Origin of the sequence: uncultured Georgenia sp., assembly GCF_937958535.1 — a bacterium.
Lineage (GTDB): Bacteria > Actinomycetota > Actinomycetes > Actinomycetales > Actinomycetaceae > Oceanitalea.
In genome coordinates, this window is record NZ_CALGNQ010000173.1 from 1 (window position 1) to 11,128 (window position 11,128).

General features: G+C 73.8%; 8 protein-coding genes. 3 read left to right on the plus strand and 5 right to left on the minus strand.

The annotated features are described in order from the left end of the window. Window positions 1–51: 51 nt before the first annotated feature. Together Q0195_RS09190 and Q0195_RS09195 are read left to right on the plus strand one after the other, a co-directional pair. Entirely contained in the window at window positions 52–966 is a 915-nt protein-coding gene (locus Q0195_RS09190) for a sulfurtransferase (protein WP_299277405.1), read from the plus strand. 274 nt (window positions 967–1,240) lie between these two features. Then, window positions 1,241–1,666: a DUF1801 domain-containing protein gene (locus Q0195_RS09195; protein WP_299277407.1), complete on the plus strand. Its 426-nt coding sequence runs from the start codon at window positions 1,241–1,243 to the stop codon at window positions 1,664–1,666. A gap of 162 nt (window positions 1,667–1,828) precedes the next feature. Here the strand turns inward: Q0195_RS09195 and Q0195_RS09200 are convergent, their stop codons facing one another. Continuing rightward, window positions 1,829–5,047 (minus strand): S41 family peptidase, encoded by a 3,219-nt coding sequence (locus Q0195_RS09200; RefSeq protein ID WP_299277409.1) that lies wholly within the window; start codon window positions 5,045–5,047, stop codon window positions 1,829–1,831. A 121-nt stretch (window positions 5,048–5,168) separates the two neighbouring features. Here Q0195_RS09200 and Q0195_RS09205 point away from each other — a divergent pair, with 121 nt between their 5' ends. After that, window positions 5,169–7,937, plus strand: coding sequence for an HNH endonuclease (locus Q0195_RS09205; protein WP_299277411.1), 2,769 nt, complete (start codon window positions 5,169–5,171; stop codon window positions 7,935–7,937). 68 nt (window positions 7,938–8,005) lie between these two features. On the opposite strand, the gene Q0195_RS09210 is transcribed toward Q0195_RS09205, so the two are convergent. From Q0195_RS09210 to Q0195_RS09225, 4 genes are all read right to left on the minus strand, one after another. After that, window positions 8,006–8,692, minus strand: a complete 687-nt coding sequence (locus Q0195_RS09210) for a hypothetical protein (protein WP_299277414.1) — start codon at window positions 8,690–8,692, stop codon at window positions 8,006–8,008. A gap of 250 nt (window positions 8,693–8,942) precedes the next feature. Next, window positions 8,943–9,662: a dienelactone hydrolase family protein gene (locus Q0195_RS09215; protein WP_299277417.1), complete on the minus strand. Its 720-nt coding sequence runs from the start codon at window positions 9,660–9,662 to the stop codon at window positions 8,943–8,945. A gap of 116 nt (window positions 9,663–9,778) precedes the next feature. Then, a complete protein-coding gene (locus Q0195_RS09220) occupies window positions 9,779–10,072 on the minus strand; it encodes a hypothetical protein (protein WP_299277420.1) in 294 nt (97 codons plus the stop codon). A 137-nt stretch (window positions 10,073–10,209) separates the two neighbouring features. Further along, entirely contained in the window at window positions 10,210–10,848 is a 639-nt protein-coding gene (locus Q0195_RS09225; protein WP_299277422.1) for a hypothetical protein, read from the minus strand. Between the last annotated feature and the right edge of the window lie 280 nt (window positions 10,849–11,128).

The following is an 11,128-nucleotide window of genomic DNA, read 5'->3' on the forward strand; positions in this document are numbered from 1 at the left end:
GCCCCTCGGCCCGGCCGACGTGCCGAGCGCGCGAGGTGGCACCATGCGGGGATGACCACCGCAGACACGCAGGGTGAGGCGATGAGCGCACTGATCAGCCCGGAGCAGCTGCGGTCCCTGCTGGGCCACGGCTCTGCCCCACTGCTCCTCGACGTGCGCTGGACGCTCGCCGGTGCGGACCGGGAGGGTTACCGCGCCGCGCACCTGCCCGGCGCCGTCTTCTGCGACCTCGACACCGACCTCGCCGACCCGCCCGGTGCGGGCGGGCGGCATCCGCTGCCTTCCCCGGGGCGGTTGGCCGAGTCCTTCCGTGTGCTCGGGGTGGGGCCCGGCACCAGCGTCGTCGTCTACGACGGTGGGGTGGCGGCGGCCGCAGCGCGGGCGTGGTGGTGCCTGCGGTGGATCGGGCACGACGACGTGCGGGCGCTCGACGGCGGCCTGCCGGCCTGGCGAGCCGCGGGCGGGGCCGTGGAGAGCGGTGAGGTGACCCCGACCCCGGCACCCGCGCCACCCGGCGGTGGGCGCACGGGCGCTGGGCAGCCGGCGGAGAGGGGGTCGAGCGCCCGTGGACCGGCCGGCCCGCGCGCCGTCGTCGACGCCGAGGACGTGCTCGCCGGGCAGGCCGGGCTGCTGCTCGACGCCCGTGCCGGCGAGCGCTTCCGCGGTGAGGACGAACCTGTCGACCCGGTGGCCGGCCACATCCCGGGGGCCCGGTCACTCCCGGCCGCACGGCTGCTCGACGCCGAGGGCCGCTACCTCCCGGCCGCGACCCTCCGCGAGCTCCTCGCCGACGCCGGTGCCGTGCCCGGTGCCGGCCCCGTCACCGCCTACTGCGGCTCGGGTGTGACCGCGGCCCAGCTCGTGCTGGCGGCGCACGAGGCGGGGGTCGACGCCTCCCTCTACCCCGGTTCCTGGTCGCACTGGATCACCGACCCGGCGCGTCCGACCGCCACCGGTGAGGGCTGACGGCGGCGGGGCCGCACGCCCTCGACCTGGGGCCGTGAGCCCTCGGCCTGGCGGCCGTGAACCCTCGACCTGGGACCGTGAGCCCTCGGCCTGGCGGCCGTGAACCCTCGGCCTGGGACCGCACGCCCTCGACCTGGCGCCTGACCACCCAGTGCCGCACCTCGCTCCGACCCGACCTGCTCGTCGTCCGCGACGGAGCCGTTCCGCAGCGATCGGGAGCGCACGGGCTACGGTGAAGGCCCGACACCTTCCCGCCCCCCTGAGAGGACCGTCCATGGCCACGGCTGACAACAGGATGCGCCCCACGGACGCGGACCCGCAGGAGTTCATCGCCGGGGTGGAGAACGCCACCCGCCGCGCGGACGCCGAGCGCCTGGTCGAGATCATGCGGGAGATCACCGGCGAGGAACCGGTGATGTGGGGCCAGAGCATCATCGGTTTCGGCAGCTACCACTACCGCTACGAGTCCGGCCGCGAGGGCGACGCCCCGCTCATCGGGTTCAGCCCGCGGAAGGCGAACCTGGTCGTCTACCTCGTCGCCGACTACGAGCAGCGCTGCCCGGAGGAGCTCGCCAAGCTCGGCCCGTACAAGAGCGGCAAGACATGCCTCTACCTCACCCGCCTCGACCGGGTCGACGAGGACGTGCTGCGCTACCTCATCAAGGACTCCTACGAGCTCACCCGGGCGGAGTACGCGTAGCGGGACCCACCGCTCCGTGCAGCGGCTGACCGACAGCGATGTCGGACGTCGGCGATACACAGCCCTCTGTCACACCCGCATGGAGAACGAGGGGGTCACCCGCTCACTCACTCAGGACGCTCGCCAACTCACCGATGCCGACCACGCGGCCGGGCGCGGTCACTACCCACCAGCACCGGCCGCCCGCACCCTCGGCTCCGGCAGCGCCGGCGGATCGAGGGCAGGTGTGCGCTCGAGCGCGGCGAACGCCTCCGCGATCGCCCGGTCGAGCTGCCTGTCCACCCCCGCCACGAAGTCGCCCGGCGAGTGGACCACCTCGATGTCGGGCTCGACACCGTGGTTCTCCACGCCCCAACCCTGCTTCTCGAAGACGAACGCGTACCGCGGCTGGGTCACCGACGTCCCGTCGACCAGCGTGAAGCGGCCGTCGATCCCGATGACGCCGCCCCACGTCCGCTCCCCGACCACCGGGCCGAGCCCCACCGACTGCGCGGCCGCGACGATGATGTCGCCGTCGGAGCCCGCCTCGGCGTTGGCCACGAGCACCACCGGCCCGCGCGCCGCCTGGCTCGGGTAGCTGCCCGGCGTGGCGAAGTGTCGTCCGGGGGCCCACGCCAGCACCTTGGCGACCAGGCGGGAGAGCACGAGCTCGGAGGTGTGCCCGCCGCGGTTGTACCGGACGTCGACGATGATCCCCTCGGCGCGTGAGGCGTGCCGCAGGTCGCGGTGCAGCTGCGCCCAGCCGCTGGCCACCATGTCCGGGATGTGCACGTAGCCCAGCCGTCCCTCGGTCTGCTCGCGCACGTACTCGCGCCGGGAGCGCACCCAGTCCTGGTAGCGCAGGGTCTCCTCCGACTTGAGCGGCACGACGACGACGCGCCGGTCGGTCCCGCCCCGCCGCAGGGTCAGCTCCACCGGCTTCTCGGCGGCACCGACGAGCAGGGGCGCCGGACCGAGGACGGGGTCGACCGGCACCCCGTCCACGGCGACGACGAGGTCCCCCGCCCGGGCGTCCACCCCGGCCGCCCGGAGCGGGCTGCGCGCCTCCGGGTCGGAGGACTCCCCCGGCAGGATCCGCTCGATGCGCCAGCCGTCCTCCGCGCGGGCGAGGTCGGCCCCGAGCAGGCCGAGCCGCCGTTCCTGGTCCCCGGGCGGGTCGGCAGGCGTGACGTAGGAGTGGGAGGTGTTGAGCTCGGCGCCCACCTCCCACAGGACGTCGACGAGGTCGTCGTGGGTGCGCAGCCGGTCGAGCACCGGGCGCCACCGGTCCGCCACACCGGCCCAGTCGACGCCGTCCATGTCCGCGCGCCAGAAGTGGTCGCGCATGATCCGGTGGTTCTCCTCGAACATCTGCCGCCACTCGGCCGCGGGATCGACGTCGAACCGGAGCCGGGTGAGGTCGACGGTGACGACCGCGCCGTCGTCGTCCTCGGGGGGCTTGGTGTCGGCCGGCTGGACGGTGACGGTGTCCTTGTGCCGGATGACCACCCGCTGCCCGTCGCCGGAGACCGCGACCGCGTCGACCTTCTCGGCCACGGTGGTGACCTTGCGGTCGGCGAAGGACCAGTACTGCAGCTGGTCGGCCGGTGGTTCGCCCTGGACGCCGGCGCGGCGGCTGCCGAGCACGCCGGTCTCGGCGGCCACCTTGACCCACAGCATGCCTCCCTTGGCGGGCAGCAGGTCGCGGTACTGCCCCGAGGGCACCTCGAACGGGACGATCCGCTCCTCGGCACCGTCGACGTCGAGGTCGGGGCAGGTGACCGGTTCCCCGTCGGCGTCCTTGCCGGTGTCCTTGCTGATCCGCCAGCCATCGGCGCTGGGCCCGAACGGGGCGGGTTCACGCGCGGAGAGCGGGATGAGCCAGGGCCGGGTGGAGCCGGTGAACGAGAGCCCGAACTCGTGGTTGTCGTAGCTCGGGTCGAAGGTGCGGTCGGAGAGGAAGACGAGGTACTTGCCGTCCGCGCTGAAGACGGGGTTGTGGTCGTTGTACTTGCCCGACGTGAGGGCGACGGGAGCGGTGCCCGCCGAGAGGTCGACGATCCGCAGCTGGTTCAGCCGGTCTTCCAGCGTCGGCTGGGACCACATGAGGTAGCGCCCGTCGGGTGAGAAGCTGATGTGCCGGACCTCGCCCTCGGCCGCGACGTCGATGTCGGTGACCTGTTCGGACTCGACGTCCACCAGCCGCACCGCACCGTCGTGGGAGACGGTGGCCACGCGTCTGCCGGCGGGGTCGCCGACGAGGCGCAGCACGCGGCCGAGCGCGCCGTGGGCGAGCCGTCGCGGGGCCTCGGCGCCGGTCAGCGTGTGCACCTCCAGCGCGTCCTCGCCCTCCGCGTCCGTGACGACGACGGCGCGCCCGGTCCGACCGAGCAGCGCGGGCTCACGGACCCGCACGCCCGAGTCGGCCACCAGTGCCCGGGCGGGTCCCTGCCGGTGGCTGAGCCAGTACGCGTTGCCCCGCCAGCCGACGAGGCTGGCATCGCCGCCGTGGTCGGGGACGAGGTGGTCGAGGTTCTCTGTCGGCTTGACCGCGAACGACGGCGGAGGCCCCACCGGGACCGTGACGTCGAGCGGGCGGGCCGGTGACTCGACGTCGTCCATGAGCCAGAGCCGGCCGCGGGTGTGCCAGACGATGCGCCGCCCGTCCGTCGCCGCGTCCCGGACGTACCCCACGTCGGGACCCTGGTGGGTGACCTGGCGCGGCTCGCCGTCACCCGGGGTGTCCCAGAGCCAGAGGTTGGCCTGCTCGTCGGCGCGGTCGGGGAAGCGAGCGGCACGGTCGGAGACGAATGCGAGGCGGTCGCCGAACCACATCGGGTCGACGATGGACGCACGCTCGTCCGGCAGGAGCCGTTGCCACGTACCGGCCGTGCGCAGCCACAGCTTGGGGGCGGTGCCGCCGCGGTAGCGCTTCCAGTGCGCCGGCGGGAGGGTGTTCCAGGTGGTGAGGGCCACCCGTCCGTCGCCGGCGAGGGCGACGCCCGACGCGGGACCGAGGTCGAGGCGCTCGACCGCGCCGTCCAACGCGACGGCCTTGACGACGACGTGCCGCAGGTTCGCCTCGCCCGCGTTCGTCGCGGCGAGGACGCGGCCGTCGGCGGTCCAGCCGAGCACGCGCGTCCGGTCGGCTCCCCACCAGGTGAGGCGCCGGCTGCCACCGGTGGCGAGGTCGACGACCATGACCTCGGGATGTCCGTCGCGGTGTGAGACGTGGGCGAGATGAGCGCCGTCCGGCGAGAAGCGGGGGTAGGAGGCGGCCACTCGGTCGGCGGTGAGCCGCCACGCCCGCCCGCCGTCGGCGGGTGCCAGCCAGACGTCGTCGTCGGCGACGAAGGTGATGAGGTCGCCGTGGATGTGCGGATAGCGCAGGTAGGCACTCATCGCGCCAAGGTAGCGGGCGAGCGGCGGTTCCGGGCAGCGATTTCGGCGGTGGGACCGGTGCTCACCCAGGGGTTGCTATTCGAACTGGTGTTCGATAGTGTGGTCCTAGGAGGTGGCGCCCGTGGCACTCGACAACGACGACGAGGAGCACCGCGGCACGTCCGCCTCCGCGACCAGCGACCGCCGCGGCACCTCCGCCTCCGCGACCGGCAACCACCGCGGCACCTCCGCCTCCGCAACCAGCGACCACCGCGGCACCTCCACCTCCGCAACCAGCGAGCACGGCGGCGGGCTGGCGGAGGGGATGGTGGCCGGAATGCTCGTCTCGGGTTTCGAGGCGTTGCTCGCGAGCCACCTGGCGTCCGTTGCCGACGGCGGGGCGTCTGGCCGCGACGGGCCCTCCGGTCACACTGGGGCGTCTGGCCGCGACGGGTCCTCTGGGAATGCCGGGGCGTCCAGCCGCGGCAGGTCGTCGTGGGCCGGCATCGATGCGCCCGCCTCGTGGCGGGAGTTGCCGGCGATCGAGGCGGAGTTCCGCACCTTCGGTCGGTCCAGTTACGGGGATGCTGCACCGCCCGACTGGCCGGTGCCTATCCTCTCCGAGCTGCTCCCCCACCACGGCGCGATCGGGGACTACCTGGAGCACCTGCCGCCCGGGGAACAGCTCGCGCAGGTCCTGGCGGCGATCGACCTCGAGCAGGTGGACACCTTCTCGCTGGTGGAGGTCGTGGCGGCCTTCAAGCGCTTGGAGGCCTGGGCCGCGGCGAAGGCGGCACGGGCCGCGGCAGCACTCGCCGAGCGTGACGAGCTGAACCCCACGTGGCCCGGCACAGTGCCGGGCCGCACGCGCGGCGAGTGTGTCGCGGGCCAGGAGCTGGCGATGCGGCTACGGGTGAGCCGGCTCAGCGCGATCCGGCTTGCGGCGTGCGGTCGTGCGTTCGGCGGGATGTTCGAGCCCACCGGTCGGGCGCTGGAGGAGGGGCTCATCGACTTCCCCCGCGCTCAGGCGATCGTCACGACGCTGCTCGACCTTCCCGCCGAGGTGGCGATGGCGGCGCAGGCGGAGGTGCTGCGGAAGGCGCCGGGGCGCACGCTGCGTCAGGTGCACCACGACCTGGCGAAGGCTGTCATCGCGGTCGACCCGGACTCCGCCGATGCCCGCCACCGCGCCGCCCGCAAGAAGCGGTGTGTCCACCGACCCCGCCCGCTGCCCGACGGCATGGCCAGCGTCACCGCCGTGCTCACCGCCGGTGACGCCGTCGCGCTCGACACCACGCTCGAGGCCGCCGCCCGAGCCGCCAAGAACAGCGGCGACCGCCGCACACTCGACCAGCTCCGTGCCGACTCACTTGCCCTCATGGCACACACCGCACTCGAGCTCGGGCACATCGGCCCGATCACCGGCGTGCCCTGTCCATGCGGTTGTCGGTCACGGCACGACGCGACAGCGGGGCTGGAGCGGGGCGGTGACGCGAAATCTCCCGAACTCGGGGATGCCGATGCCCAGGCGCCCTCGTCCGACGGCGAGACACAGCACCCCGAACGGGCCGGTGACCAGACACAGCACCCCGAACGGGCCGGTGACCAGACACAGCACCCCGGACGGGGCGGTGAAGAGACGCAGCACCCCGAACGGGCCGGTGACCAGACACAGCAGCCCCAACGGGGCAGTGGCCCGGACTGTCCCGAACCCGTCAGCACCCCGGCGCCATCCCGCAACGGCGCGGCCCCTCCGCACCCGGAGGTCGTCTCCGCGTCCGAACTCGACATCCCCGACGCGACGGCAGCCACGGACTCCGTGGCCCCCGACGGTATGCCACCACCGGGCACGTTGGGCCCACCACCGCCGGAGATGACGGAGGCGCCACCGCCCGAGACGACGGGCGCACCACCGCCAGACAGGGCGGGGGCACCATCGCGGGGGACGACGCGCACACCACCGCCAGACAGGACTGGCACACCAGCGTCGAGCAAGGAGACGTCGCCACCACACACCGCGGACGAAGGCCCATCTCCCGCTGACGAGGGCGAGCCACTCGAGCCCGGTGATGCATCGCCGCCCGTCCCCACGTCCGGGTTCGACACCGGACCTCCGCATCCCGGCCACCGACTCACGGGGTGCCGTCTGCCCCGGGTCCGGCTCGGCACATTGGGCGGCGGCCGTGCAGACGTCCGCGTCACCGTCCCGCTCAACGTGTTGCTCACCGACCCAGACCGGGCAGAGCTCACGGCCCTGGAGCGCGACCCCGAGCCCGTAGCCGAGCTGGAGCGGTACGGACCGATCCCGCACGAGGTGGCCCGCGCCCTCGCCGCCGGAGGCGTCTGGCGACGCCTCGTCACCGACCCGCTCACCCAACAGGTGCTCAACGTCGGCCGCACTCGCTACCAGCCGACCGCCGCGATCACCGACCACGTCCGCGAACGCGACCGCACCTGCGTCCGTCCCGGCTGCAGCGCCCCCGCCACCACGTGCGACCTCGACCACGAGCAGGAGTGGCAGCACGGCGGAGAGACCTCCGCCGAGAACATCGGGCCGCTGTGCACAGCCGACCACCCGATCAAGTCCCTCGGTGCCTTCACCGTCGCCCACGGTTCCGACCGCACCTACGCGTGGACCACACCCACCGGCCATGGCTATCTGCGCCGCCCGGACGGCACCGTGGTCACCCTCCCTCGGCGCACCGCCGAAGGGCTCCGCGCGGCCGCACAGGCCGCCACCCGCTCCGGTCGGCACCTCTCGCCCGACGCCGTCGACGCCGTGCTGGCCAAGGTCGCCGCCGGCACCGACGTCGGAGGCAGCTGGGCCCTGCGTCCTGGCGCGGAGCCCAGCTCGTGGCCCGGGCTGGAGGACGGACCCAGCTGGTCCGGGGACGACGGGCCGCCATTCTGATCCTGACGGCGCCATCCTGAGCCCGACGAGCCGCCATTCTGAGCCGCTCGAACCGGCCGCACGACCTTTCACCAGTCCGGCGGTTCGGCCTCGCTCCACGTCTCGGGCCAGGTGTTCCACGGGAGGTGGTCGGGCATCGGGAACACGCGGCGCAACCAGGCGAAGGCATCGAGCTCGGCCTCGTCGTACGTGACCTCCGCCCCGGGGCGACGCACCACCCGCTCGGCGCGGTACCTCACCAGCTCGTGGTGCAGCCCTCGGCGGTACAGCTCCTCACCCACCTGGTCGACCACGCTCTCATCCACCGCCTCCGCAGCGAGACCGACGGCATAGCTGAGGGCGACCAGCTCAGGCGAGCGCAGCCCGCGGATCCCCGTCAGAGCCGGCGGGTTGATGACCGGACGCGGCGGCGGGTCCTCCAGCGTCACGCGTTGCCAGTCGTACTCGGGGTCCTCCAGGTGCTTGCGCAGCAGCGGCAGCACCCGGTCCACCGGCGCTGAGCGCTCGGCCACGGGCAGCAACCGCTTCGCCTTCTGCAGCGTAGGCTGCGGTGACCGTCCGATCCGCTCGGCCACCTCGGCGATGTCGGACACCCCTTCCCGTGCCGCGGCGAGGATCTGCTCGTACTCCGCATCGGTCCACGGCTGGCCCGACCTCGGCGGCAGCGCGGCCCGCTCCGGTCGCTCATGGGTGCCGGCGGGCTCCCATGCGCCTCCCCCGCCGATCGGCGTGATGCTCGGCATACGCTCGTGCATGGTCCCCTCCGTGGCCGCGTCGCCCGGCCCCCGCGATGGGGGGCTCGCAGGCAGCATCGGGCCGCCTGTGCCCGGTCGGCCGCGCCATCCACAGCCGTGGCACGCCCGGGGCGACCGCGGCCGGCTGGGGACAACTACCACGCCACCGGACGCGACCGCACCCGACCGCGCACAACGAACACACCGCCCCCACGACCGCGACCGACCGGGGACGACGCACGCGCCGCACGGGTAACGCAGGCGCGCCGCCTCAGCGGTTCCCGGCACCCCCGGCCACTGGGAGCCGGCGCGCCAGGAAGTCCACGGTGAGCGCCCAGGCGTCCTCGGCCGCGCCCGGGTGGTGGAACATGGGTGCCGGGTTGTCGAAGGCGTGGCCGGCACCGTCGTGGAGGTGGAACTCCACCTCGGGACCGTCGACGGCAGCGCGGATCAGCTCGACCTGATCGAGCGGGATGTAGGTGTCGGCGGTGCCGAAGTGGTGCAGGCTCGGGACAGTCACCCGGTCCGCCAGGTCGAGCAGCTTCGGCAGGGCCGAGCCGTAGTACGAGACGAGGGCGTCGACGTCCGCCTCCGCAGCGACGTTGAACGCCACTCCCCCACCGAAGCAGAACCCGACGGCCCCGACACCGCCGGTGACCTCGGGCCGGGCGCGCAGGGCGTCGAGCGCGGCGACGGAGTCGGCGACCGTCTGCCCCCAGTCGAGCCGGCCCGCGAGCGCCATCCCCTGCTCGAGCACGTCGTCCCGCGACTCGTCGACCGTCTCCCCGAGCCGCCAGTAGAGCTCCGGCGCGAGCACGACGTACCCGAGATCCGCGAGGTCCCGCGCCCGGCTCCTGATGTAGGTGCTCACCCCGAAGATCTCCTGGAGGAGCAGCAGGCCGGGCCCAGACCCGGACGGTGGGAGCCACAGGTGTGCCGGCATGTCGCCGTCGGCAAGGTGGACGCTGGTCGTCGTCGCCGTCTCGGACATCCCGAAGTGCACTCCTTGGTCGTCGTCGCCCGGTGCAGGCTGTGGCCAGCCTACCGGCGGACGGGCAGCGGCTCTTCACACCCGGCAGCGACTCTCCGCACCCGGTTGCGGAGCCGTCACGACCTGCGGCCCCGGAGCGCCATCACCGGCCCGGAGAAGAGCGCCACTCCCAGGACGAAGCCGGCGTCGTACCAGTTCCCGTTGTTGTCGACCTCGTAGATGCTCACGGTGTCGGTGAACAGCGAGACGATGAACGTGACGGGCAGGATGACCCCGTGCCACAGCCCGAACCAGAAGCCGCGACCACCGGGCACCTCCTGCACGTTCTGGCCCGCAGCACACGCCCCGAGCACGACCACGACGACGAGGACGACGCCCGCGAGCGCGAGCACACGCCGTGACCTGTTCATGACCGCTCCCCTCCGCCACCGGCGTGACTCTCCAGCCCTCCGGGGGTCTCACGGCCCGGCCACCGGCGTGACTCTCCAGCCCTCCGGGGGCTCTCCCGGCCCCACCACCGGCGCGACGCCCCGGCCCTCCAGACACCTCACGGCCCGGCCACCGGCTGACGGCGACCCACCCGCGAGGCGGCACGTACCGCCAGGACGACGGCGGCGAGACCGCCGCCGAGCAGCACGAACCCACTGACCAGCGCGACCGCCGCGGCGACGCCGAGCCAGGGCAGGGTGGCTCCGGCGTCGACACTCGCGTGCACGCCCGCCCCGCCGTCGGCAGCCATGACCACCACGACGTAGCTCCCCGGCTCGGGCTCCAGGTCGAGCCGGACCGGCCCGGATCCAGTGGCGGAGGCGATCCAGATATCCGTATCGGCGGGCGGCACTGCCGGTGCGCCACCGCCCAGCTCGCTGTCGACGAAGGCGTTGCCCCGCATCTCACGCGCCACCCCGTCGAGGTAGGCGGCAGCGTCCTGCGCAGAGGCGACCCCGAGGAAGATCTCCCCGCCGTGGCCGACGGCGCGCAGTCGCACGTCGCCCAGGCCCTCGTCCAGCCACTCCCCGCGGAGCACGAGCTCGTCGGTGACGGCGGCGTATCCGGGGGTGTCCACCTCCCACGTGGGGGTGGTGACGTAGCCGTCCTCCCGCTGGCTCGCCTGCCACGTCAGCAGCGTGATGCCGCCGACGACGGCGAGCAGCCCGAGCAGGACGGCGACGGAGCCGGCGACCACGGCGACCACCCGACCCGCCGACCAGGAGGACGTCGGGTAGTACCCGCCGGCCGGAGGACTCGTTGGATCAGCCGCCAGAGGGCCGGAGGCAGCCCCCGCGGCTGCCGTGCCGGCTCCCGAGTCGAGCCTCACCCCGGCGGGTCCGGGACCACCTCCCGAGTCGGACCCCACCCCGGCAGGGCCGGGACCAGCACCCGACTCCGGCCCCACCCCGGCAGGGCCGGAACCAGCACCCGACTCCGGCCCCACCCCGGCAGGGCCGGAACCAGCACCCGACTCC